Here is a 23,057-nt window from a genome sequence, read left to right as displayed (position 1 = left end):
GCAGCGAATCCGAACCGGCCGCGGGTGTCCGCGGCCAGAACCCTGAACAGGAGCAAATCCATGTCCGCTTCTCCCGAAGTCCGTCCGCCCGTTCCGCCCTTTACGCTCGAATCGGCACGCCAGAAGGTGCGTGCCGCCGAGGATGCGTGGAACACGCGCGATCCGCAGCGCGTGTCGCTCGCCTACACGCCGCAAAGCCGATGGCGCAATCGCGCGGAATTCGTGACCGGCCGCGACGAGATCGTCGGGCTGCTGCAGCGGAAATGGACGCGCGAGCTCGACTACCGGTTGATCAAGGAGCTGTGGGCGTTCGGCGGCAATCGCATCGCGGTGCGCTTTGCGTACGAATGGCATGACGACGCTGGCAACTGGTTCCGCTCGTACGGCAACGAAAACTGGGAGTTCGACGAAAACGGCTTGATGGCGCATCGTCACGCGAGCATCAACGACCTGCCGATTCGCGAGGCGGACCGTCTCTATCACTGGCCGCTCGGCCGCCGTCCGGACGATCATCCGGGGTTGTCCGATCTCGGGCTGTGAAGTTCTCGACGCGCCTGTTCAGCGGATCGGCGAACGCATCATCTGAGTCCGATGGTGAGGAAATTCGGGAGCCGATGCGCTGAAGGTGAGATTTTTCGGGACCACGTGACATGTCGCGTCGAACTGTGTGCTTCGCGCGGAACGATGCGGCATCACCCCCGCGCAAAACGGACATGTCGCTCACGGCGATGTCGCCTGATGCGCGTATCGACGCGCAACGGTGTGCATCACGACGGGATGCATCTCACCGATCGAACTGTTTCGACGGTGGTTGGCGATCGGTGTGCGTGAACATGATGTGCCACTCACCGATCGAACCGATTTCGACGACAGTCAATGCAAGCAGTGCGCGCTGCGGTGTGTCGTTGCTCACCGCTCGAATTCACCGCGCACGCATCGGAACCTGCACGGGTGCGCAGCGGCATCGTATGTTGCTCACCGCAAGTTGATTCATGCAGTCGTTTCCAGGCGCGATCGCTCGCGCCGGGCCTGACCGTCAGCCTGCGATCCGTGCGGCGATCGCCTCGCCCACTTCCTGCGTCCCCGCGCTGCCGCCGAGATCGCGCGTATGCGGCCCGGCGCGCAGTACGTCCTCGATCGCGGCGAGGATCGCATCGTGCGCTTCGCGTTCGCGGCCGGCGCCGTTGCCGAGGAAGTCGAGCATCATCGCCGCGGACCAGATCATCGCGACCGGATTTGCGATGTACTGCCCCGCGATGTCGGGCGCGGAACCGTGCACGGGTTCGAACAGCGACGGAAACGTGCGGTCGGGGTTGAGGTTCGCCGACGGCGCGATGCCGATCGTGCCCGTACAGGCCGGCCCGAGATCCGACAGGATGTCGCCGAACAGGTTCGATGCGACGACGACGTCGAAGCGGTCCGGCTGCAGCACGAAGCGCGCGCACAGGATGTCGATGTGCTGCTTGTCGACGGCGATTTCGGGATAGCGTTCGGCCATCTCGGCCGCGCGCGCGTCCCACCACGGCATGCTGATCGCGATGCCGTTGCTCTTCGTCGCGACGGTGAGACGCTTCGCGCGCCGCTGCGCGAGCTCGAACGCGAATTTCAGCACGCGCTCGGTGCCGTGACGCGTGAAGATCGACTGCTGCATCACGACTTCGCGGTCGGTGCCTTCGAACATCGTGCCGCCGACCGACGAATATTCGCCCTCGGTGTTCTCGCGCACGATCATGAAATCGATGTCGCCCGGGCGGCGGCCGGCGAGCGGCGACGGTACGCCGTCGAACAGGCGCGCGGGCCGCAGGTTGATGTACTGGTCGAACTCGCGGCGGAATTTCAGCAGCGAGCCCCACAGCGAAATGTGATCGGGCACCGTTGCGGGCCAGCCGACCGCGCCGAACAGGATCGCGTCCATGCCCGACAGTTGCGCCTTCCAGTCGTCCGGCATCATCTGGCCGTGCTGCGCATAGTAGTCGCAGCTCGCCCAGTCGATCTGCACGAAATCGAAGCGGATGCCGAAGCGCGCAGTCACGGCGTCGAGCGCGCGCAGGCCCTCGGGCATCACTTCACGGCCGATGCCGTCGCCGGGGATCACGGCAATTCTGTAAGTCCTGTCGGTCATGCAAAGCTCCTTGGCTGGTCGGCCTGCTGCCGGGGATGCAGTGGCACGTCACGCCATTTTATTTATTTCCATTCGGATTAAAATCGCACGAAAGGTTAATCGACTTTCCACGAATCGTGAATAAATCACCGAACCTCGACGATCTGCGCGTGTTCAGCCTGGTCGTCCGTCTGACGAGCTTCAGCGCGGCCGCCGAGCAGCTCGCGGTGTCGCCCGCCTATGTCAGCAAGCGCATCGCGCTGCTCGAGGCGCAGCTCGGCACGCGCCTGCTGCATCGGTCGACGCGCCGCGTGACGGTCACGGAGGCCGGCGAACGCGTGTTCGCGCGCGCCGAGAAGATTCTCGACGACGTCGATCATCTCGTCGAGGACGTGTCGACGACGCGCACGGTGCCGCGCGGCACGCTGCGCATTTCGAGCAGCTTCGGCTTCGGCCGGCACGTCGTCGCGCCGGCGCTGCTCGACTTCTCGGCACGCTATCCGCAACTGAACGTGCGGCTCGATCTGTTCGACCGGCTCGTCGACGTCGCGGGCGAAGGCTACGACCTCGACGTGCGTATCGGCGACGAGATCTCCGATCACCTGATCGCGCGCCGCCTCGCCGCGAACTACCGCGTGCTGTGCGCGTCGCCCGACTATCTCGCACGACGCGGCACGCCGCGTTCGCTCGCGGATCTCACGTCGCACGACTGTCTCGCGATCAAGGAGCGCGATCACCCGTTCGGGGTGTGGCGGCTGAACGTGCGCGGTGAAACGGCCACGGTGAAGGTCGGCGGCGCACTGTCGACGAACCACGGCGAGGTGGCCGTGCAATGGGCGCTGGCCGGGCGCGGGATCGTGTTGCGCTCGATCTGGGAAGCCGGGCCGCTGATCGAACGCGGCGCGTTGTGCCGCGTGCTGCCGGACGCGATCCAGCCCGCGAACATCTGGGCCGTTTATCCGGAACGCGTCGCGGCATCGGCGAAAGTGCGCGTGTGCGTGGATTTTCTGGTGGAGACGCTGGCCGGCCTGAATGCCGCAGCGGGTGACGATGCGGCCTGAATTCGGCTAAAGGTGAGCTTTTACGGGGGGGCGTGCGCAGGCGCCGACGCATCGCCGCACGCGACGCTGATCGGCCTGCCGCGCAGGCCTTCGACGGTGCCCGCGGGAGACTCACGCCGCGCTCGACGCACCGAGCATCAGGTCGAGATTCTGCACGGCTGCGCCGGATGCCCCTTTGCCGAGATTGTCGAACACGGCGGACAGGAGCACCTGACCGTGATCGGCATTGACGAACACGCCGAGCCGCAGGTCATTGGTGCCGTTCAGCGCTTGCGGATCGAGATGCGTGATCGCGCGCGCGTCCGCGAGCGGCGTGACGTCGACGTGACGCGCGCTGGCGTAGTGGTGAGCGAGACACGCATGCAGCTGCTCACCGGTCACGCCGGCCGGGAGCAGGCGCAGCTCGATCGGCACGGTCAGCACGATGCCTTGCCGATAGGCGCCGTAAGCCGGCACGAACAGCGGCCGGTGCGCGAGACCGGCATGCTGCTGGATTTCGGGCACGTGCTTGTGCGCGAGTGCGAGGCCATAGACCTGCAGCGGCTTCGTGTGCGCGGCGCCGTCCGATTCGAATGCGTCGATGGCGGTTCGCCCGCCGCCCGAGTAACCGGAGACGGCATGGATGCTCACCGGGTAGTCGCGCGGCAGCAGGCCGGCCTGTTGCAGCGGCCGCAGCAGGCCGATCGCGCCCGTCGGGTAGCAGCCCGGATTGGTGACGCGCCGCGCATGCGCAATCTTCCGCGCATGTCCGTCGGCCATCTCGGGAAAGCCGTAGACCCATTCCGGCTGCGTGCGATGGGCCGAACTCGCATCGATCACGCGTACCTCGGGATTCCGGATGAAGCCGACCGCTTCGCGCGCGGCCGCGTCGGGCAGGCACAGAATCGCGATGTCGGCTGCGTTGATCGCTTCAGCGCGCCGCACGGGATCCTTGCGCTCGGCATCCGGCAGCGTGACGAGCCGCAAGTCGGTGCGCTCGCGCAGCCGCTCGTGAATCTGCAATCCGGTCGTGCCTTGATCGCCGTCGATATAGACAATGGGGAAGCCCATGATGGTCGCGTTCCTTGCGCTCGGTCGTCAGGAAAACCGTATCGTCCATCGAACGCCTAGAATAGGAAAAGTTGAATTTACTGACCATCTGATTCAGCATTTCTGAACGAGAGGTGTGTGATGCGCGAGATCAGTCTGGATCGCCTGCGCACGCTGGTCGCGATCGCGGACCAGGGATCCTTTGTGGCGGCGGCGCAATTGCTTCATCTCGCTCCGCCGACCGTCAGTCTTCATGTCGCCGAGCTGGAAAGTCGCGTCGGCGCGCCGCTGCTGTCCCGCACGCGCGGAAACGTGCGGCCGTCGGCTATCGGCGAAGTGCTGGTGGAGCGGGCGCGCAGTCTGCTGGCCGAGGTCGAATCCACGCTGGACGACGTGCAGCGACAGGTGCAGGGGTTGACCGGACGGGTGCGCCTCGGCGCATCGACCGGGGCGATCGCGCACCTGTTGCCGCAGGCAGTGGCGCGGCTGCGCGAACAGCATCCGGACATCGACGTCCAGATCGCGGTGCTCACGTCGCACGACACGCTGGCACGCGTTGCGCAGGGCACGCTCGACGTCGGGCTGGTCGCGTTGCCGCAGGCGCCGGTCGCGGGGCTGTCGATCCGCGCATGGCGGCGCGATCCGGTGATGGCCTTCCTGCCCGCGGACTGGCGGCTTCCGGCTCGCGTGACACCGGCCTATCTGGCCGCGCGTCCGCTGATTCTCAACGATGCGACCACACGCCTGTCGCGACTCACGACGGAATGGTTTGCGCTCGGCGGCCATCGGCCCGAGCCGCGGATCGAACTCAACTACAACGATGCGATCAAGAGCCTGGTCGCCGCAGGTTATGGCGCGACGCTACTCCCGCACGAGGCCGGAGCGCCGCTGCCGGATGCGCGCATCGTCATGCGCGCGCTGCGACCGGCGTTGTGGCGGGAACTGGGGATCGCCCATCGGGCGGGACCGGTCGAGCGGGCGACGCAGCACGTGCTCGATGCGCTGTGGGCGCTCGGCGCGCGATAGCGGATCGTGGCACGGCTGCCCGTGCGGGCGGCCCGCGCGTTCAGAGCCGGTTGTCCTTCGCCAGCGTCAGCACACGCGCCCAGCGCTGGGCATCGCGCTTGTCCGTCATCGGCAGCTTCCATTCGCTGCGCACCGCGTCGCGCACGCGCACGACGAGATGCCAGCGGCCGCCGATCGGCGCGACCTGGCAGACTTCGAGCTGCGACAGCGTATAACGACCGTCCGCACCGTCGTGCGACAGCCACAGCAGCCCTTGCGTCGCGGACAGGCGCAACTCGCCCCACGCGCGATGCACGATATGCGTCCAGCCTTCTTCCCTGGTGTTCGGAGCGATGTCGCGGCGGCGCTTGAGCCACCACGCGGCCAGCGCGATCAGGACCGCGGCGGCGAGCACGGCGGCCGCGATCGCGACCGGCTGGCCGAACTGCGCGGCGATGACGTGAAACAGGCGAACCGCGCCCCATCCAATAGCGATGAGCGCGAACAGTGCGATAAAAATCGGCATGTCGAATCGGAGATCGGAGAAGAGGACGGACCGGCGCATGCATCGCACCGATCCGTCGCACACGGCGTCACCGGCGACGGTGAATGTCGTGCGTCACGAAGCCCGCGTCGTTGTTGGGCAGCGCGAGGCCGTCCTTCACCGCGAGCGTCTTGCGGATGTCGTCGAGGCCCGCGGACCAGTGGTCGCGCATCGTCGACAGACCGAACTGATAGTCCTTGTAGTGATGCTCGTACGCCTTCTGCTGATAGATCAGGTGCTGGATGTTGTACTTCTTCCCGCTCGACATCGCGTCGGCTTCGACGCACCATGGGTCGCTCTTGCGCTGCTCTTCCGGCACCTGCTCGAGTACGTGGCGCAGCACGTTGCGGTAGCGCTGTTCGCGCTGCAGCGTATCGGTGACGAAACGCGTGCGGCTCGAATACTGCACGTCCTTCGTGCGTTCGGCGACGTCGGCCATCGTGCGCGGCAGCGGCCCGCGCGCGCTCCACAGATCGACCTGGAACGCGAGCGTGTCGCGGCGCGGCCGTGCGCGGAGCACTTCCATCAGCGGCGTGTTCGACACGACACCGCCGTCCCAGTAATACTCGCCGTCGATCTCGACCGGCGGGAACGCGGGCGGCAGCGCGCCGGACGCCATGAAATGCTCGGGCGCGAGACGGATGCGCGAGTTGTCGAAGTACACGAAGTTGCCGGTGCCGACATTGACCGCGCCAACCGATATGCGCGTCTCGCCCGAATTGATCCGGTCGAAGTCGCATAGCTTCAGCAGCGTCGTGCGCAGCGCCGACGTGTCGTACCAGCTGATCTTTTCCGGATGGTCGGATACGCCCGGCAGCGGCGGCGGGAAGCGCGGCGAGAAGAAGCCCTGCTGGCCCTGCATCATCGCGCTTGCAGCCTGCGACGCGGTGAAGAACGTGCGGATCTGGTCGATGCTGTTGAACAGCGCGAATTCGAACGCGGCCGGAATCGCCGGAAAGAACGCCGGCTGGCAGATCGTTTCCCAGAACTCGCGCAGCCGCTCGACGCGATGCTCGGGCGCATTGCCGGCGATCAGCGCGGTGTTGAGCGCGCCGATCGAGATGCCCGCGATCCAGTCGAGCGGAATGCCCGCCTCGTGCAGCCCTTCGAACACGCCGGCCTGATACGCGCCGAGCGCGCCGCCGCCCTGCAGGACGAGCGCGATCGTTTCGTACGGCAATGACCGCGCAGCGGTCGGCGCGCCGGCTTCGTGCAGATCCGTCTCATCGACGGCCTGCTTTTCTGTACGGGCATGCGGTTTCATCAGTTGCTCCGAGAAATCCCGCCATCGATGGCGGAGAGGAAAGGAGTGACGTCGACAGACGGCATTCCATCGTTAGAATGACCAGCATGATCCTTGTCTACCGCTATCGCGTGAAGTCGCTCAACGGACTCCTGAACAAGCAGAGCCGTGCGGTGAACTACGTCTGGAACTTCTGCAACGACACATGGAGGCACACGCTCAAGCGGAACAGGAAGTCCCGATGCGGACGTGCATCGCCAGGTGTGGGAATCGCCTCCCTTTAGGGAGGCGAGGACGTTACTGCATGAACCAGCCGTGGCTGACGATGAACGACTGGCCGGTGAGCGCGGCGCTCGGGAACGCCGACAGGAACAGCACCGTCTGCGCGACGTCCTGCACCGTCGTGAACACGCCGTCGACCGTGTTGCCGAGCATCACCTTCTTCACCACTTCCTCTTCGCTGATCCCGAGCTCCTTCGCCTGCTCCGGAATCTGCTTGTCGACCAGCGGCGTGCGCACGAAGCCTGGGCACACGACGTGCGAGCGCACGTTGTGCTTCGCGCCTTCCTTCGCGAGCACGCGTGCGAGGCCGAGCAGGCCGTGCTTGGCCGTCACGTATGCCGACTTCAGCGGCGACGCTTCGTGCGAGTGCACCGAACCCATGTAGATCACGACGCCGCCGCGATCGTCCTTGTACATGTGCTTGAGCGCGGCCTTCGTCGTGAGGAATGCGCCGTCGACGTGGATCGCCTGCATCTTCTTCCAGTCGGAGAACGCGTAGTTCTCGATCGGGTTGACGATCTGGATGCCCGCGTTCGACACGAGGATGTCGACCGAGCCGAACGTTTCGGCGACCTTGTCGATGCCGCTGTTCACGGCTTCCTCGTTCGTCACGTCCATCGCAACGCCGATCGCCTTGCCGCCTGCCTTGTTGATCTCGTCGGCGACCGCATTGGCGCCGTCCTGGTTCAGGTCGGCGATCGCGACAGCCGCGCCCGCTTTCGCGAGTTCCAGCGCAATTTCCTTGCCGATGCCGCTTGCGGCGCCCGTGACGACTGCGGTCTTGCCATTCAGGTTGCTCATTTCGAATTCCCGTGGTGAAAGGATTGACAGGGAGAAGGACTGCGGACGTGTTACTGAGCCAGGTAATCGTAGACGACTTCGCCGAGACCGAGTGTCAAATCTGCGACGAGATGCCGGGCTTCGACGATCTCGAGCACGGGCAGGTCGGCCACCGGCGCGAGCGCGTGCGGCGCCAGCTCGAGCGATGCGGGGCCCGTCCACGCGCCCTTCATCTTGATGTCCTGCATGTAGTAGCGCACCAGTTCGCACACGCGCGCGGTGCCGTCGACGTGCGGAATGATCTTCAGCAGGAAATTGGGGCCGGCGAGACGCTTCGTCTGCTCGTCGATGTCGAGTTCCTTGTGCTTGTAGCCCATCGTGCCGGTCGCGACGCGCACCTTGCCGTAGTCGAGCGTGCCGAGGAGGTGATCGGTGTTCACGTGCAGGGTGGGCGACGCGAGCTTCTTCGGGAAGCCCCACAGCTCGCGGCCGCCGGCGATCGGCGGGTGATCGTCGAGATACATCGCGAGCGTGTAGCCGCCCGGCTGGCCGTCGTATTCGACGGGAATCACCTGGCCGCTTTCGGTGTAGTCGCCGAAACCGGTCGAATCGGCCATGCGGATGAATTCGTAATGCACGAGCGGCTCGGTGACCTGCAGCGGCTCGGGGACAATTTCGCGGAGACGGTCTGGATCGGTGCGATACGTGATGATCAGAAACTCACGGTCGACGAAACGGTACGGGCCCATCGGGAAGGCAGGGCTGGTCAACGGCATCGCAAACGCTTTCGATCGGACATCGCTGGGTTTCATGCGGACTCCTTGTTGTTGATCGCTTCGTGGATGAGTGCTCGTAATCGTATGCCTGTGCGTTGCCGTTGTGCGATGCCGCATTTGGAATTAATTGTTGCCGATTTCGACGGATTTACCGCGCAAATATTGAGACGAACGACGCAAACGGCCTGAATGGCGCCCGGCGCCCCGATGCTCGCACGCGTCGATGACGCCACGATGTGAAAAAGGTGAGTCTTTACGGGATGTCAGGTGAGCCTTTCCGGGAGACGGTCGCGCGGGAATATGACAATTTCGTGAACTTGTATTGAGCTGCAGGCTCTAAGTGCGTTCGCCGCAGCGGTCGCGCCCTGTCCCGCAGGCCTGCCGCATTAAGCATCGCTTAAGCGGGCGCGCCCTAGCATCGTTCGTGTCCGATCGGGCAACCGGTCGAATCTTTATGCCCCACGCAACCGGATTCATGCAGAACCTCAATCTCGCCCTCTTTTCCGCCATCAACGCCGGGCATGCGCCGCAGCCGGGTATGGCTCGCGTTGCGATCTTCGCCGCCGACTGGCTTGTCTATGCGCTGCCCGCGATGCTGCTGCTGACCTGGATCTTCGGCACGCGCCCGACGCGGCGCCAGGCGATCGAAGCCGGCGTCGGCGTATGCGCGGCGCTCGCGCTCGCGCAGCTGCTCGGACATTTCTGGTTCTCGCCGCGGCCGTTCATGGCCGGCGTCGGCGCGCAGCTGATTCCGCACGCGCCGGACAGCTCGTTTCCGAGCGATCACATGACGTTCGCATGGAGCATGGCGCTTGGCCTGATGCTCGGCGGCACGACCCGGCTCACCGGGTTCGTGATGGCCGCGATGGCCGCGGCGATTGCGTGGGGGCGTATCTATGCGGGCGTGCACTGGCCGTTCGACATGGCGGGCGGCGTGCTGGTCGGCACGGCCGGCGCGCTGGCTGCGCACCTCTACGGGCAACGTGTGACTGCGCTGCTCGAACGGTTCGGCGATTCGGTGCACGCGGCCGTGATGGGGCGCCGGCACGCGCCGTAAGCGGAAGGACGTCGGGCAGGAGGCCGTCAGCCGGGCGAGCCCGGCGTGTGGGCCGATTCGGCCGATGCGGACGGGCCGCCGCCCGCATCGTGCAGTTCGGGCGTATCGGCCGGATGCTGCGCGGCGTCGCGTTCAAGGGCGCTTTCCTTCAGGATTGCGCACATCGCGACGAACAGCGCGAGTACGACCGCGGCGAGGCCGCAATAGCCGGCGATCTTCAGGTTGCGAAGGAACGGCGAAGCGTGGCTTTCTTTTGTCATGACCGGGCGCTCCTGGACGGGCTGCGGCGGCTGTCGCGTGACAGCGGCGACGCAGACGTACATATATACCAGCCGCGATGCCGATGCCAAGCCCGTTGGTGCGCCGGCGCCACGGTCGCATCACCCGTTCGCCGGCCGGGTGCGCGTACGCCGGATGCCCGTATGCCCGGATGCCCGTCGCGTCAATCTTCCAGCGTTTCGTGCACGGCCGCCGCGCCGCGCTTCCAGTAGGCCGCCGCGCGGATGCGCGACTTGTCGACGCCGCGCTCGCCGGTCAGGTGCTGGCGCACCGCGCGCATCGACAGCGCTTCGCCGGCCGCCCACACGTAGCCGTCGCCGGACGGCGGCAGCGGCAGGTCGCGAACCGCATTCAGCAGCACGTCGCCGTCCGCCGCGTCGGCTTCCGCGCGGAAGCGCCAGATTTCATGCACGTCGGCGCGCGTATCGAACGAAATCTGCGCGGTGCGGTCCGCGACTTCCAGCACGGCCACCGCGCGCGCGCCGGCCGGCAGTTCCTCGAGACGCCGTGCGACAGCCGGCAGCGCCGTATCGTCGCCGATCAGCAGGTGCCAGTCGAAACCGGTCGGGACGACGAACGAACCGCGCGGGCCGCCGATACCCAGCCATTGGCCGACGCGCGCCTGCGCTGCCCACTGCGACGCGGGGCCAGGATGGTTCAGCACGAATTCCAGATCCAGTTCGCACGCGGCATGGTCGAAGCGGCGCGGCGTGAAGTCGCGCGCGACCGGCTTCGGTTCGCCTTCGGGAAACTCGGGGCCGTTCGCGCCGAGCGTCGGCATCGCGGGCCGTTCGGCGCCGGGCGGCGGGAAAAATACCTTCACGTGATCGTCGAACGATGCGGATTCGAAATCCGCGAGATCGGGGCCGCCGAGCGTGACGCGCAGCAGATGCGGCGTCACGGCATGCACGCGCAGGACCTGCAGCAGGCGGAACTTGAGGGTATGGCGCACGCGGGTCACGGTGCGCTCGGATGTGTTCTGCATCAATCCGTTCTCCTGATGTTTGACGGGGCGGCGCGGATTACGCGCCGGTGCCGCCTTCGATTTCGGCTGTTGCGCGGCGCATGATTGCCGCGATGCGGCGCTGTTCGTCGGGGCCGGCGGCGCTCTTGTGCAGCAGCGCCCGCTTGAGCGCGACGCGCGCCTCGACGAACTCCGGCAGCCAGCCGGCCTGCGATTCGTCCTGAGCTTCGTTGCCCGCCGATTCCCCGGCGAACGCGCGGCGCATGAATTCCATCTTGCGTGCGAGGTGCGTGAGGCGCGCGAACAGCGTGTCGACGCGTTCGCGCTGTGCGTCGAGATGCGCGCGGCCGGCGTCGGTCAGCGCATAGCGCTTGCGATTGCCTTCCGCCTGCGATGCGACGAAGCCGACTTCCTCGAGATAGGTGAGCGCCGGATACACCATGCCGGGGCTCGGGCTGTAGAAACCGTTCGAACGCGTGTCGAGCGCCTTGATCAGCTCGTAGCCGTGGCTCGGTTGCTCGGCGACCAGCGCGAGCAGCAGCAGCTGGAGATCGTCGGACGTGAACTGGCGGCCGCGCGGCATGCCGTCGTCGCCGAAACCGCCAAAGCCGCCGCGCCCGCCACGGCCGCCGAACGGGCCGCCGCCGAACGGATCGTGGCCGCGACGGTGGCGGCCGATCGCGTACCAGAGACCGGCGAACCAGTCAGGGCGGGCATGCGCACCATGACCGTCGCATCGGGCATGGCCGCGGGAGGGGGGGTGTCGCATGATCGTGTCCTGTATGTCGTAAAACATATCTAAAGATATATATCGAAAGATAGGGCGTCAAGAGGGATTTATTGGGGTTGGATGGAGGGCGTCCGCGTCCGTCTGCTTGCGATGAGAATTCCCGTCGATGCGTTCTCTCAATCTCTTTGGCGAGTCGATCCTGACGATCGGACCGGGGGCGCCATGTGCGCTTTCCCAGTCGTTGACGCAATCGATCATGAGACACAGCCGTGCCGACCCTCATTTGCCTGTCGATGACACCGCAAGACTTTCGCCGTTGATACATCGGCATGTCGCAATAAATGAAGTAATGCCGATTACCAAAACGCCAAAGGTTATTATTTAAATAACTGAAATGATTTAATTTATTTTCGGTTCATCAAACAAAATTTCCGCGGCGGCAAAGGTGTTTAAATCCGCCCCGTCATTCAATGTGATCTCATCCATGCGACGCACGTCGGCCATGGCTTGCACGTCGATGAAGATTTTCGACCCTTTATTTGCAACCCGAAAATTCATCGAAAATTGTAAAGCATTGCAATATAAAACCCGTGATTGAGTATTCCGGTTGCGGCGCGTGATTTTATTTGGCAGGATTTTCAACAAGTTGCTCGATATTAAAACAACAAAACAGTCGACCATTCAATTTACCGAAATAACAGGTGCCGGATGAGCAACGATTCGAAAGGAAGCTGACGAGAAATTTGGTAACGAGGCGGCGAACAGTCGATATTGTTCGCGATCATTGAATCAATCGCTCGCCCGGCAGCGCCGATGCGTCACTCGAGCGATCCGGGCGAATCCGACGCGGGGCGACCATGGCGATACTCAAGAACGATTCATCCGGAGAAGCGTGCCTGCTCCGCGCCTATCACGTGTTCGGCCGCGATGCCGCGCGCTGCGACACGGTCATCCGGGACGCGTCGGTGTCCCGAGTCCATGCCCATGTCCGCTGGATCGGCGGGCGGTGGGAGCTTCACGATCACAGCAGCAACGGCACGTCGGTTTCGGGCGTGCCGTTGCGCCACGGCGAGCACGTGGTGCTTCAGCCAGGCGACGTAATCCGGTTCGGCAGGGCGGGTATCGCGCCATGGCGCGTCGATGCGCTCGACGATCCGGCCGATACGCTGTGGCCGATACGAGGCGCCGCGCATCCGATCGTGCTCGCGCCGCGCCAGATCCTGGCCACACGCGCCGCGCAGCCGGTCACGATTGTCCGGTCGCCGGCCGGCGAATGGCTGTGCGACGACACGTTGCCGCCGCGCGCGCTTCATGACGGCGATGAAGTATCGACCGGCGACGTCACGTGGCGCCTGGCGGTCGTGCGCAACGGCTCGACAATGATGCTCGCCGCGCCCGCGGATCCGGCCGCGCCGGCGCAATTGCTCGAATTCTTCGTCAGCCGCGACGAAGAGCACGTGCGCATGCTGTTGCATGTCCGCGGCGGCGTGGTCGACCTCGGCGAGCGCGCCCATCACTACAGTCTCGTCACGCTCGCCCGGGCGCGCGCGGCCGACATGCAGGCCGGCTACGACGCCGCCACGCAAGGCTGGATCGAACTCGACCGGCTGGCGCGCATGCTCGGCATCGACACGTCCCATGTCAACGTGCAGATTCACCGCGCCCGGAGCCAGTTTGCGGCCCTGCCGGGGCTGGACGCGAGCCAGCTCGTCGAGCGCCGGCGCGGCAGCGTCCGGTTCGGCGAGTTTCCGTTCCGCGTCATGCGCGGCGAGCATCTCGAATGCCAGTCGGTGCCGGCCGCCCTGCCGCGTATCGGCGTGCATCGTCCGGCGCCCGACCCGGTCGCCCATTACTCGTGAGCACGGGAGAACCGGCCGTGTTGCCGACCGTGTCCCGCGCGCCCGTCGTGCCGGAAGCACTTGAACCCCGGCAACCCCGCCAGAGCGCCGCGCCTTTCGCGGAACTTGCCGGCAAGTGGCATTACCGGCTCGGCTCACTGCTCGGCGAAGGCGGCAATGGCGTGGTGTTTCGCGCGACCTGCGGCGAGACGGGGCAGGACGTCGCGATCAAGCTGATGCGGGACGACGCCGCGCGTACCGCGACGGAGCGCGCGCGCCAGCGTGTGCGCTTTCAGCGCGAGACGAGCCTGTGCGAAGCGCTGCGGCACCCGAACATCGTGGCGTTGCTGGACAAGGGGGTAGCGCCCGACGGCCGGCTGTTCGCCGTATTCGAGCTGGTACAGGGCCGGACCTTGCGCGATCGGCTCGCGGCTCAGGGGCCGCTGTCGGCCGTCGACACGGGCCGGCTGATGACGGAGGTGCTCGACGCGCTCGCGGCCGCGCATCGGCGGGGCATCGTGCATCGGGACCTGAAGCCGCAGAACATCGCGATCACGATGGCCGACGACGGGCCGCACGCGAAGCTTCTCGATTTCGGCATCGGCGCGTTGCTGCCCGGCACGGAAGACATCGCGCGTCAGACTTCGACGCTGGCGACCGAGGTGCTCGGCTCGCCGCCCTACTGCGCGCCCGAGCAATTGCGCAACGAGCCGCCGACGCCCAGGAGCGATTTGTATGCGTGGGGCCTGATCGTGATCGAATGCCTGACGGGCGATGTCGTCATGCACGGCGCGAGCGTGGCCGACATTCTCTATCAGCAGCTCAGCCCGGTGGATGTCGCGCTCCCTCGGTCGATCGCGTCGCATCCGCTCGGCTCGGTATTGCGGCGTGCGCTGAGCAAGAATCCGGAACAGCGCGCCGCGTCGGCCGACGAACTCGCGGAGCCGTTTCGCGCGCTCAACTTCGCCGCGCTCGTCGGCCAGTTCGATGCCGGCCGCGCAAGCGGGCAGACGCGTCCGCGCCCGTTCGCGCCGCGCAGCGAGACGATCGCAACGGTGGGCGAGTACCGTCAGATCACCACGCTGTGCTGTTGCGTGACGATCTCCGGAGAGGGGCGGCGGCGCCATGCCGGAACCGATCACGGCGACTTGCTCGACGGCTACGAGGAGCAATGGCTGACGAAGTGCGCCGACATCGCCGTCGGTTATGGCGCGCAGGTCGACGGACGGCTCGGCGACACGCTGCTGTTCCATTTCGGCCTGCACGGCGACATCGACCGGCCGGCGCGCCGTGCGGCGCGCGCGGCGCTCGACATGGTGCGGGTGGCCGAGCGCGCACGGCTGCCGGCGTCGGTAGCGGCCGGCGGCGAAGGCTGGCGCGTCGAAGTGGCCGCCGCGATTCACGTCGGGCAGGTTCTCGCTCATGCGTCGCGCATGTCGGGCATCTCGACGCCCGCCGCGGCGGCGCGGCTGCTGCGGCTTGCCGGGCCCGGGCAGATCCTGATCAGCGACGATGCGCGGCTTGCGCTCGAACGGCATGCCGACTGTCGGCCGACCTCGTTGCGGCTGGCGCGGGCGGGCCTCGTGCCGCAGCCGGTTCATGAATTGCTCGGCGAGCGTCGCGCCGATACGCCGTTCGATTCGCTCGACGCCGGCATGCGGGCGCCGATGGTCGGCCGCACGCGCGAACTCGACGCGCTGTTGCGCGCGTGGCGGGAGACGCTCGCGCGGCATCGTCGCGTGATGCGCGGCGAGCCTGCGCCGCACGGTGTGCCGCGGCTCGTCGTCGGCGACGCGGGAATCGGCAAGTCGCGCCTCGTGCACGAGTTGTGCGAGGCTGTCCGGATTCAGGGCCACGCCTTCGCGCATTGCGGGTGCCTGCCCGAGCGGGAGAATCATGCGCTGTTTCCGATCCTGCGATTCATCGGTGCGCATTGGCATATCGACGCCGACAGCCCGGCCGGTCCGGCGCTCGCGGCGATCGACGCCATGATCGCGCCGCTCGAATGCGATCACGCGGCGGCCCGTGTCGCGCTCGCGACCTGGCTGGGGCTGCCCTGCGATGCGAAGGGGTTCCTGTGGTCGAGTGCGCGCGAACAGCACGCGCTGTTCGACGTCCTCGGGCAACTGATCGTGTCGCTCGGCAACGGCGCGCCGGTACTGCTCGTTGTCGAGGACGTCCAGTGGATCGATCGCTCGACCGAGGACTTTCTTGCGTACCTGCAGCGCTCGCCGCACGCGGCGGCGCTCGGCATCGTGTTTACGTCGCGCCCCGACAAGCTCGGGCGCTGGCGCGGCGCGACCGAACGCGTGGTGCTGCGCCGCCTTCCGCGCGACGACGCGCAGCGCCTGATGTCGGCGTGTCTGGGCCGGGGCGTGCTCGATCCAGCCTGGCTCGATCAGCTCGCCCAGCGCACGGCGGGCATCCCGCTGTTCATCGAGGCCGTCGCGCGCGAGTTGATGATGAACGGCGCGGACGGCGCGCTCGCGGGGCTGCGGGCAACGGATCCTTATCCGCTTCCGCTCAGCCTGGGCGGCATGCTCGGTCTTGTGTTCGACCGGATCGACGACGCGCGCGACACCGCGCAGCTCGCCGCGACCATCGGGCTCGAGGTGGATGCGCAATTGCTCGCCGACGCATCGCCGCATGATCGCGTCACGCTCGACGCGCATCTGCGGCTGCTGCTCGAAGAGCGGATCGTGTACGCGCAACATCGGCGCGATCGCGTGTTCTATTCGTTCCGCCACGCGTTGATTCGCGATGCGGCCTATGAATCGATGCCGCCCGCCGTGCGGCGCGGCAACCACGCCCGCGTCGGCCGCGCGCTGGTCGCGCAAGCCGACCGCGGCGCCGGTGCGCATGCGTTCGGCGTCGCCGGGCACTTCGCGCGCGCGGGTGCCTTCGCCGACGCGATCGCCCACGGCATCGACGCGGCGCGCCGCGCACTCGAACGTTCCCGGTACGACGACGCGATCCGCTACGGGCAGGCCGTGTTCGACTGGCTCGGCAACGCCGACTACGCGCACCGCGAGCACGACAGCGCGCGCATCCGCGCCACGTTGACGCACGCGATGATGGCGCGGTTCGGCTGGGCGGATCCGCAGGTGCGCGAGCATGCGGAGCAACTGTTGCGGCAGATGCAGACGCTCGACGACCCGGAGCTCGAGATCAGCGCGCTATGGACGCTGTCGACCTACTACCACGTCGCCGGCGATCGTCCCACCGTGCGCGGGATCGGCATGCGGCTCGACGCGCTCGCGACCGAGCGCGGCGATGCCGGCGTCCAGGTCGCGGCGGACGCGATGCGCGGCATGAGCCTGTGGGTCGACGGCGACTATGCGCGCGCCCGCGCCGCGTTCGACGCGGTGCTGGCCGGCTACGACGTGCGGCGCGACGCGGATCATCGGCGCATCCTGGGGCTCGATACGCGCGCGTGGACGATGGCGTCGCTCGCGAGCGTGCGCTGGTGCATGGACGACGATCCGCAAGCCGCGCTCGCGATGGCGCGCGACGCGGTGTATTGCGCGACCTGCCTCGATCATCTGCCGACGCTCGGCGTCACGATGATGTACCTCGCGCGCACGCACCAGCTGGCGGGCGATCGAGACGCGGCCCGCACGCTGTCGGAAGCGATTCTCCGTCTGTCGGACGTGCATCGGCTGCGCGCGGTCGAGCACTACGCCGCGATCATTCATGCGTGGGCGCAAGGGAGTCGTGCGGGCATCATCGCGCATCTCGATGCGCAGCGGCGGTCGGGCGGCCTGCTCGGCCTGACCTACTATGCGTCGCTGCTTGCCGAGCTGGACGCCGGGCGAGGCGATTACCACGCCGCGCTCGCGCAGATCGAGCAGTGTCTCGCATGGTGCGAGTCGACCGGAGAACGGTATTACGAAGCACAGCTGCTGCTGAAGAAGTCCGAGTACTTGCGCCAGGCCGATCCGCGATGCGGCGGCGTGGCCGCGCTGGCCGCGTGCCGGCGTGCATGCGAAGTCGCAGCAACGGCGGGCATGGGCCGCATTGCCAGGCTCGCCGAAGCGATGTTGCAGTCGTTGCCGTAAGTGGTTCCATTCGTCAATCAGGAGAACATACCGATGAGCAAGGATCTTCGATTACCGACGTACGAACAGTTTCTCGAATACCGGGCAACCGTCATCCGGGCGATCGCCCTCGCGTGGCATTCCCCGGCGTTTCTCGACGAACTCGAGGCCGATCCGGTCCACGCGTTGCGCGAGCATTTCGACTATCACTTTCCGTTCAGCCTCGACCTGAAGGTGCAGACCAAATCGTCGGCCTGGACACCGGGCGTCAACGGCGACTGGACGGGCGGCCGGAAAAACAAGCTCACCCTGTTTCTGCCGCCCGCACCGGCGGACGAGGCGCAATTCGCGCAGGCGCTGGCCGCGTACAACGCGAACCACATCACCATCATGGAATGACCTCGGGGAAACCGACATGGCAAAGGACAACGCTAATCCGACGCTCGAATCGATGCTGGAGTTTCAGAAGGTCTATCTGCGTGCGATCGCGCTTTCGTGGCGGAACCCGGAGTTCAAGGGCGAGCTGCTGGAGAAGCCGCTGGAGACACTCGCGAAATACTTCGGTTACCAGTGCCCGTGGATCATCGACATCGAGGTCGTCAAAACGGGCGGCGATCATGGCTGGACGAGCCACGGAAACGGCAGCGGTAGCTGGAACCTGCCGCGCAACGTGATGACGGTCGGCATACCGGAGCAACCGACGAACCTGGACGAAGAGGCCGTCGCGCTCGCGGCCTACTGCGACGCCGGGCCGAGCTACCTGTTCACCTGCTGCTGACCTGCCGCGGCCGAGCCGCGCACCGTCGCGTGCCCCGGGCCGGCTGTCCGGGGCACGCGATGTTTTTTTACCCGCCGCACGGAACCCGACTATGCTTGATGACCTTTCGCGCGTGTTGCGCTTCAAACCGCATTTGCTCGTGCTCGATGCGGGCCCCGAGACGCTGTTCGTCGTCGACGAATTCAAACGCGCGATGCTGTCCGGTGCGATCTTCGTTCAGATCGCCGCCTGTTTGCGGGCGCGGATGTCGATCGCCGAGATCGTGACATCGCTTGGCGGCACGTTCGGAGAATGGGACGTGCTCGCGCGGCTCGATCATCTGGTGCGCCGCGGGTACGTACGCGCCGACGCGCCGCACGACGACGATGCGGCGCGCGGCTTCTTCGAGCGCGCCGGACTCGACGGCGACGCGGCCTGCGCGCGCGTCGCTCAACTGCGCGTCGCGGTCGAGGCGTTCGGCGCCGACGATGCGGCGCTCAGGCGCGCGCTCGACACGGCCGGCATCGATGTCGTGCCGGACGCCGAATTGACCGTCGCGATCACCGATACGCACGACCGCGACGATCTCGCCGCGTGCGCCGCCCGCGCAGCGGCGCGCGGCGGCGCATTGCTCGTCGTGGCGGCCGGTGGCGTGCAGACGCTGATCGGGCCGTTGCTGGCCGGCCGCGGTGCGCTGGCCGACGCGCCGTGCATCGAATGCGTGCGCTACTGGATTCGCATCAACCGGCCTGTCGAGGCGCTGCTTGCGCGCCATCACGGCAGCGACGCGACGCGTCTGCCGCCGGCCGCCTCGCGTGCCGGGGCAGCAGCAGCGGCGGCGCTCGTGGCGGCGACGGTCGAGCAGATCGCGGTCAGCCGCACGGCATCGGAACGGCTGGAAACGCATATCGTGGCGCAGCGCATCGACACGTTGGCCGCCGAGCGGCACCGCGTGCTGAAGCGTCCGCAATGCCCGTGCTGCGGCAATTCCGCATGGATGCGCGAGCAGGCGGCGCGGGCGCCGCAACTCGCCGATCATGCGCCGCTGGCGCGCGCCGACGGCGGCTACCGTACCGCCGATCCGCAACAGGTGTTCGAGCGTTATGCCCATCTGATATCGCCGGTCAGCGGCGCGATCGCGTATCTGCACCCGATGCCGAAGCGGCACGCGGGCCTGCGCAAGGTCTATGCGTCGGGTTTTCTCGTGTGCCCGGCCGCCGTACCGGGCAGCAACCGGTTCGACAGGATCTGCTCGGGCAAAGGCCGCACCGACGATCAGGCCCGCGTGAGCGCGCTATGCGAGGCGCTCGAACGATTCAGCAGCGTGTATCAAGGCGACGAGGCGACGTTGACGGGAAGCATGGAAAGCCTGCTCGCCGATCCGGCATGCGATGCCCTACCGATTCACGTGAACGATCTTCAGCAGTTCAGCGAACGGCAATTCGACGCGCGCGACGCGATCAACGCATTGACCCGCGATGTTCGAAAGCAGGTACCGCCGCGTTTCACCGCGCGCGACGTCATCGACTGGACGCCGGCCTGGTCGCTCGTGACCGGCAGGCGCCATCTCGTGCCGCTGAGCTACTGCTATGCGGAAACGCCCGACAGTGCGCGGGTGCATGCCGCATGCGTGCACAATCCCAACGGCTGCGCGGCGGGATCGAACGTCGACGAGGCGATTTTGCAGGGCATGCTCGAATTGATCGAGCGCGATGCGGTCGCGATCTGGTGGTACAACCGGATCCCGCGCCCCGGCATCGATCTCGCGAGTTTCGACGATCCGTATTTCGATGCGCTCGTGCGCGAATACGCGACGTTCGGGTGGCGTTTGTGGGCGCTCGACATCACTACCGATCTCGGGGTGCCGACCGTGGCCGCTCTGGCGGAAAATCCGCAGGACGGGCGTTTCTCGATCGGCTTCGGCTGCCATCCGGACGGCCGAATCGCGGTGCAGCGCGCGCTGACCGAAGTCAACCAGTTGCTCGACGTCGCAGCGGAGGCGCCGCACCCGTGGGATCGCGACAAACTGTCGGCAACCGGATTTCTGTATCCGGCGAACGGCGTGCGCTGCACGACGCGCTCGACGTGGCGGCCGAGCGACGCTGAGTCGTTGCCGGCGGCGCTCGCGCATTGCGTCGGGCGCATCGCGGCGGCCGGCATGGACGTGCTCGTCGTCGACAAGACGCGGCCCGACATCGGCTTATCCGTGGTGCAGGTCATCGCGCCGGGGCTGTGCCATTTCTGGCCGCGTTTCGGCGCGCGACGGCTTTACTCGGTTCCGGTGGCACTGGGATGGCGCGCGCAGCCGTGCGGCGAACAGGAACTGAATCCGGCGCTGCTGTTTCTGTGACGTAACCGGTTGTCGTTTCATCGCGGCGGGATGGCTTCGCCAGCGGAAAGCGGCGGGCGGGCCGATTGCTCCCGCCCGGTGCTGCCGGGCGCCTCGCGCCGATCACGCCGCGGTCTTGTCGAGGCGCCGGTTCGAGATCACCCGTGGCTGATGGCGAGGTAAGCCTTCCAGGTGACGTAGCCCTTCAGGTGCGCGTGCCGGTCGTAAACGGCAGCAACAAACGCATAGGTCTCTTGGCCGGGACTGAGCACGGTGGCTTGCGCCCAGTAGTCCGCGCGCAGCTCTGTTTTCACACTGTTGTTGTCGGGCCAGCCCTGTGCCGGGTAAGGCTCGGTGGTGTTCTCGGTCATGTGCGAAACATAGCCCAGAAGGTTGCCGCTGATCGCTTGGATGCTGTACAGGAAGCACTTGTAGTTTTCCGTGTCCGTCAGCGACACGGTGCGCCAGTAAATCATGTCGTTGACGTTGGCCTTGAGCATCAAGTTGCTGCCGCCCTCGCCCTGGTACATACCTTGCACCGAGCCTTGGCCAAAGCCAGACGCCGCATCCGCCAGCGGGGTGATCATGTAGACGGTATCGGGGTTGTTCCCGAGCGGGGTCGCCTTATCCGGCGTCGTGCCGAGCGTATTGTTGTTCTGTTTCAGAATCTCCTGGACATCGAACGCAATCAGGACGTCAATGAATTTGAAGCTATCCAAGGTATGAGACATGGCAGTTCCTTTCACGTTTTATCGTTGAAGAACACTCTGTTGAGCGACGACGCCCGCGGCGCCGGCATCTCTCCCCATCCTGCGAAGCAGCGCCTGCGGAGAAATCGGGCGCGTGGAAGAGTACCGACAGCGTACGAGGAATTGATCCGCGAATCGATTACACGTGGTTACAGTGCACGCGTGACGAGATGTGCGGCGCGTGCATGTGAATCCCGCATCCGGTACACGGATATACCAGCGTCGCCGGAACCTGCGTCCTGCAGTTGGCCGGACAGGCCGGCCGCGGATCGCCGGCAGGATTTGCCGACAGGCTGGAACCTAGAACCGCGTACTGAACCCGACCCGAGCGATCGACTGCAGCGCGCCGCTCGACGCGCCGTTCGCATCCATCACGCCGTTGATCTGCGCGTTGCTGCCGTGGCTCGCGCGCTGGTGAACGCCTGCCACGTACACCATCGTGCGCTTCGACAGCCAGTACTGGACGGCCGCCAGGATCTGATGCGCATGCGCGTTGTCGAGCGTGTCGTTGCCTTTCATGTACGTGTAGCTCGTGCCGACCACCCACGCAGGCGACGGATGCCACGCCGCACCGGCCTCCGCCGACCACGCGCCCGCGCCGTTCTGCGCGTTGCGCACGGTCGTGAAGAGTGCCTTCCCCGTGACCGTGCCGAGCGTGTAGTGCACGCCCGCCCCCCAGTTGCGTACGCTGGTCGGCGGCAGCCCCGCCGCCGCGCCGTATTTCTGATTCGTATAGGCCGCGCCCGCGCCGAACGGGCCGTTGTCGTAGCTCGCGCCGACGCTGACCGTGTTGTTCGCGCCGACCGACCCCGCAACGTTGCCGAAACCGTACAGTGCGCCGAAGGTCAGGCCCGACAGCGACGGGCTCGTGTACTTGACGGCGTTCGCGACGCGATTGCTGCCTGCAACGCGATCCCAGTCGAACGCACCGGTCGGGTTGTTCGGCAGCGCGAGCTTGTCGAACGGCCCGTTGCGGAAGCCGTACAGGCCGACGAGATCCTGCGCGATCTCGTTGCCGCTCGCGGCGAGCGCATCGACCATGAACTCGTACTGGTTGCCGAGCGTGAGCTTGCCGTAGCGGTCGTTTTCCAGCCCGACGTAGGCCTGCCGCGCGAATAACCCGCCGCCGATGATCGAGCCGTTGCCGAGCGAATACTGGTTCACGAGCCGGAAGATCGCACGCGTGCCTGCGCCGAGATCCTCCTTGCCTTCGAAACCGAGCAGGTTCGGAAAGAAGATGTTGTCGTCGAATTTCGCGTTTCCGCGACCGCCTTCGTTGCTGACGAAACTGAGGCCGGCGTCCATCAATCCGAACATCGTCACGCTGCTCTGCGCGAACGCCGCCGCCGGAATCGCGCAGGCCGCGAGTGCCAGAAGGGTCTTTTTCGTCATCTCCAAATGCTCCTCACATGTTTCCGATCGGGTCGGATATTTTTTGATTGGACTACTGATTGATATGAAAAACCCGAACCTGAATGATCCGGATTCAGGTGCAA

The 23,057-nt window shown here is 66.2% G+C and carries 21 protein-coding genes and 1 pseudogene; 10 read left to right on the top strand and 12 right to left on the bottom strand.

What is annotated here, in order from left to right; all coding sequences use genetic code 11:
• Window positions 1-60 precede the first annotated feature (60 nt).
• Entirely contained in the window at window positions 61-540 is a 480-nt protein-coding gene (locus AC3WLY_RS03725) for a nuclear transport factor 2 family protein (protein ID WP_175959864.1), read from the top strand.
• 496 nt (window positions 541-1,036) lie between these two features.
• Here the strand turns inward: AC3WLY_RS03725 and AC3WLY_RS03720 are convergent, their stop codons facing one another.
• Window positions 1,037-2,122 carry a tartrate dehydrogenase gene (locus AC3WLY_RS03720; RefSeq protein ID WP_492309134.1) on the bottom strand — a complete coding sequence of 362 codons (1,086 nt, stop codon included), beginning with the start codon at window positions 2,120-2,122 and terminating at the stop codon, window positions 1,037-1,039.
• Between the two features lie 116 nt (window positions 2,123-2,238).
• Here AC3WLY_RS03720 and AC3WLY_RS03715 point away from each other — a divergent pair, with 116 nt between their 5' ends.
• The gene (locus AC3WLY_RS03715; protein ID WP_204422162.1) at window positions 2,239-3,162 is read left to right on the top strand and encodes a LysR substrate-binding domain-containing protein; all 924 of its coding nucleotides are present in this window, start codon (window positions 2,239-2,241) and stop codon (window positions 3,160-3,162) included.
• A gap of 111 nt (window positions 3,163-3,273) precedes the next feature.
• On the opposite strand, the gene argC is transcribed toward AC3WLY_RS03715, so the two are convergent.
• On the bottom strand, window positions 3,274-4,212 hold the full coding sequence (gene argC / locus AC3WLY_RS03710; protein ID WP_492309135.1) for an N-acetyl-gamma-glutamyl-phosphate reductase: 939 nt from the start codon (window positions 4,210-4,212) through the stop codon (window positions 3,274-3,276).
• Window positions 4,213-4,332: 120 nt separating this feature from the next.
• Here argC and AC3WLY_RS03705 point away from each other — a divergent pair, with 120 nt between their 5' ends.
• Complete coding sequence (locus AC3WLY_RS03705) at window positions 4,333-5,217, top strand: LysR family transcriptional regulator (protein WP_175959860.1); 885 nt, start codon at window positions 4,333-4,335, stop codon at window positions 5,215-5,217.
• Between the two features lie 40 nt (window positions 5,218-5,257).
• Here AC3WLY_RS03705 and AC3WLY_RS03700 read toward each other — a convergent pair whose 3' ends face one another.
• Both AC3WLY_RS03700 and AC3WLY_RS03695 read right to left on the bottom strand, forming a co-directional pair.
• Window positions 5,258-5,722, bottom strand: coding sequence for a hypothetical protein (locus AC3WLY_RS03700; RefSeq protein ID WP_175959859.1), 465 nt, complete (start codon window positions 5,720-5,722; stop codon window positions 5,258-5,260).
• Between the two features lie 67 nt (window positions 5,723-5,789).
• Window positions 5,790-7,004, bottom strand: coding sequence for a patatin-like phospholipase family protein (locus tag AC3WLY_RS03695; RefSeq protein ID WP_175959858.1), 1,215 nt, complete (start codon window positions 7,002-7,004; stop codon window positions 5,790-5,792).
• Between the two features lie 86 nt (window positions 7,005-7,090).
• On the opposite strand from AC3WLY_RS03695, the pseudogene AC3WLY_RS03690 reads away from it, so the two are divergent.
• Window positions 7,091-7,219 (top strand): annotated as a pseudogene (locus AC3WLY_RS03690) (RNA-guided endonuclease InsQ/TnpB family protein); the annotation flags it as partial.
• Between the two features lie 61 nt (window positions 7,220-7,280).
• Here the strand turns inward: AC3WLY_RS03690 and AC3WLY_RS03685 are convergent.
• Window positions 7,281-8,066, bottom strand: coding sequence for a 3-hydroxybutyrate dehydrogenase (locus tag AC3WLY_RS03685; RefSeq protein ID WP_105391308.1), 786 nt, complete (start codon window positions 8,064-8,066; stop codon window positions 7,281-7,283).
• A gap of 50 nt (window positions 8,067-8,116) precedes the next feature.
• Entirely contained in the window at window positions 8,117-8,857 is a 741-nt protein-coding gene (locus AC3WLY_RS03680) for an acetoacetate decarboxylase (RefSeq protein ID WP_166955753.1), read from the bottom strand.
• Between the two features lie 439 nt (window positions 8,858-9,296).
• Between AC3WLY_RS03680 and AC3WLY_RS03675 the strand changes: the two genes are divergently transcribed.
• Window positions 9,297-9,878, top strand: a complete 582-nt coding sequence (locus tag AC3WLY_RS03675; protein ID WP_175959857.1) for an undecaprenyl-diphosphatase — start codon at window positions 9,297-9,299, stop codon at window positions 9,876-9,878.
• Window positions 9,879-9,904: 26 nt separating this feature from the next.
• On the opposite strand, the gene AC3WLY_RS03670 is transcribed toward AC3WLY_RS03675, so the two are convergent.
• From AC3WLY_RS03670 to AC3WLY_RS03655, 4 genes are all read right to left on the bottom strand, one after another.
• Window positions 9,905-10,138, bottom strand: a complete 234-nt coding sequence (locus AC3WLY_RS03670) for a hypothetical protein (protein WP_034181811.1) — start codon at window positions 10,136-10,138, stop codon at window positions 9,905-9,907.
• 182 nt (window positions 10,139-10,320) lie between these two features.
• Complete coding sequence (locus AC3WLY_RS03665) at window positions 10,321-11,142, bottom strand: siderophore-interacting protein (RefSeq protein ID WP_175959855.1); 822 nt, start codon at window positions 11,140-11,142, stop codon at window positions 10,321-10,323.
• 37 nt (window positions 11,143-11,179) lie between these two features.
• Window positions 11,180-11,890, bottom strand: a complete 711-nt coding sequence (locus AC3WLY_RS03660; RefSeq protein WP_492309136.1) for a PadR family transcriptional regulator — start codon at window positions 11,888-11,890, stop codon at window positions 11,180-11,182.
• A gap of 360 nt (window positions 11,891-12,250) precedes the next feature.
• Window positions 12,251-12,493, bottom strand: coding sequence for a hypothetical protein (locus tag AC3WLY_RS03655; RefSeq protein ID WP_492309137.1), 243 nt, complete (start codon window positions 12,491-12,493; stop codon window positions 12,251-12,253).
• Between the two features lie 215 nt (window positions 12,494-12,708).
• On the opposite strand from AC3WLY_RS03655, the gene AC3WLY_RS03650 reads away from it, so the two are divergent.
• From AC3WLY_RS03650 to AC3WLY_RS03630, 5 genes are all read left to right on the top strand, one after another.
• A complete protein-coding gene (locus AC3WLY_RS03650) occupies window positions 12,709-13,710 on the top strand; it encodes an FHA domain-containing protein (RefSeq protein WP_492309138.1) in 1,002 nt (333 codons plus the stop codon).
• Window positions 13,707-17,747 carry a TOMM system kinase/cyclase fusion protein gene (locus AC3WLY_RS03645; RefSeq protein ID WP_492309139.1) on the top strand — a complete coding sequence of 1,347 codons (4,041 nt, stop codon included), beginning with the start codon at window positions 13,707-13,709 and terminating at the stop codon, window positions 17,745-17,747. The genes AC3WLY_RS03650 and AC3WLY_RS03645 overlap by 4 nt, the downstream gene beginning before the upstream one ends.
• A 33-nt stretch (window positions 17,748-17,780) precedes the next feature.
• Entirely contained in the window at window positions 17,781-18,125 is a 345-nt protein-coding gene (locus AC3WLY_RS03640; RefSeq protein ID WP_175959851.1) for a BMA_0021/BMA_0022 family TOMM bacteriocin, read from the top strand.
• A 16-nt stretch (window positions 18,126-18,141) separates the two neighbouring features.
• Window positions 18,142-18,504 carry a BMA_0021/BMA_0022 family TOMM bacteriocin gene (locus AC3WLY_RS03635; RefSeq protein ID WP_425130418.1) on the top strand — a complete coding sequence of 121 codons (363 nt, stop codon included), beginning with the start codon at window positions 18,142-18,144 and terminating at the stop codon, window positions 18,502-18,504.
• Window positions 18,505-18,595: 91 nt separating this feature from the next.
• Window positions 18,596-20,833, top strand: coding sequence for a TOMM precursor leader peptide-binding protein (locus AC3WLY_RS03630; RefSeq protein WP_492309140.1), 2,238 nt, complete (start codon window positions 18,596-18,598; stop codon window positions 20,831-20,833).
• Between the two features lie 137 nt (window positions 20,834-20,970).
• Here AC3WLY_RS03630 and AC3WLY_RS03625 read toward each other — a convergent pair whose 3' ends face one another.
• Both AC3WLY_RS03625 and AC3WLY_RS03620 read right to left on the bottom strand, forming a co-directional pair.
• Window positions 20,971-21,543 carry an AidA/PixA family protein gene (locus AC3WLY_RS03625; RefSeq protein ID WP_175959848.1) on the bottom strand — a complete coding sequence of 191 codons (573 nt, stop codon included), beginning with the start codon at window positions 21,541-21,543 and terminating at the stop codon, window positions 20,971-20,973.
• A gap of 318 nt (window positions 21,544-21,861) precedes the next feature.
• Window positions 21,862-22,953, bottom strand: a complete 1,092-nt coding sequence (locus AC3WLY_RS03620) for a porin (RefSeq protein ID WP_310130159.1) — start codon at window positions 22,951-22,953, stop codon at window positions 21,862-21,864.
• Window positions 22,954-23,057 lie beyond the last annotated feature (104 nt).

The organism is Burkholderia sp. FW306-1C-G01B (assembly GCF_058781685.1).
This window is presented reverse-complemented; position numbering and strand designations above follow the sequence as displayed.

Bases quoted from the DNA above. Each gene is read 5' to 3' on its own strand.
- AC3WLY_RS03725 (WP_175959864.1), top strand. From the start codon at position 61: ATGTCCGCTTCTCCCGAAGTCCGTCCGCCCGTTCCGCCCTTTACGCTC.
- AC3WLY_RS03720 (WP_492309134.1), bottom strand. From the start codon at position 2,122: ATGACCGACAGGACTTACAGAATTGCCGTGATCCCCGGCGACGGCATC.
- argC (WP_492309135.1), bottom strand. From the start codon at position 4,212: ATGGGCTTCCCCATTGTCTATATCGACGGCGATCAAGGCACGACCGGA.
- AC3WLY_RS03705 (WP_175959860.1), top strand. From the start codon at position 4,333: ATGCGCGAGATCAGTCTGGATCGCCTGCGCACGCTGGTCGCGATCGCG.
- AC3WLY_RS03700 (WP_175959859.1), bottom strand. From the start codon at position 5,722: ATGCCGATTTTTATCGCACTGTTCGCGCTCATCGCTATTGGATGGGGC.
- AC3WLY_RS03695 (WP_175959858.1), bottom strand. From the start codon at position 7,004: ATGAAACCGCATGCCCGTACAGAAAAGCAGGCCGTCGATGAGACGGAT.
- AC3WLY_RS03685 (WP_105391308.1), bottom strand. From the start codon at position 8,066: ATGAGCAACCTGAATGGCAAGACCGCAGTCGTCACGGGCGCCGCAAGC.
- AC3WLY_RS03680 (WP_166955753.1), bottom strand. From the start codon at position 8,857: ATGAAACCCAGCGATGTCCGATCGAAAGCGTTTGCGATGCCGTTGACC.
- AC3WLY_RS03675 (WP_175959857.1), top strand. From the start codon at position 9,297: ATGCAGAACCTCAATCTCGCCCTCTTTTCCGCCATCAACGCCGGGCAT.
- AC3WLY_RS03670 (WP_034181811.1), bottom strand. From the start codon at position 10,138: ATGACAAAAGAAAGCCACGCTTCGCCGTTCCTTCGCAACCTGAAGATC.
- AC3WLY_RS03665 (WP_175959855.1), bottom strand. From the start codon at position 11,142: ATGCAGAACACATCCGAGCGCACCGTGACCCGCGTGCGCCATACCCTC.
- AC3WLY_RS03660 (WP_492309136.1), bottom strand. From the start codon at position 11,890: ATGCGACACCCCCCCTCCCGCGGCCATGCCCGATGCGACGGTCATGGT.
- AC3WLY_RS03650 (WP_492309138.1), top strand. From the start codon at position 12,709: ATGGCGATACTCAAGAACGATTCATCCGGAGAAGCGTGCCTGCTCCGC.
- AC3WLY_RS03640 (WP_175959851.1), top strand. From the start codon at position 17,781: ATGAGCAAGGATCTTCGATTACCGACGTACGAACAGTTTCTCGAATAC.
- AC3WLY_RS03635 (WP_425130418.1), top strand. From the start codon at position 18,142: ATGGCAAAGGACAACGCTAATCCGACGCTCGAATCGATGCTGGAGTTT.
- AC3WLY_RS03630 (WP_492309140.1), top strand. From the start codon at position 18,596: ATGCTTGATGACCTTTCGCGCGTGTTGCGCTTCAAACCGCATTTGCTC.
- AC3WLY_RS03625 (WP_175959848.1), bottom strand. From the start codon at position 21,543: ATGTCTCATACCTTGGATAGCTTCAAATTCATTGACGTCCTGATTGCG.
- AC3WLY_RS03620 (WP_310130159.1), bottom strand. From the start codon at position 22,953: ATGACGAAAAAGACCCTTCTGGCACTCGCGGCCTGCGCGATTCCGGCG.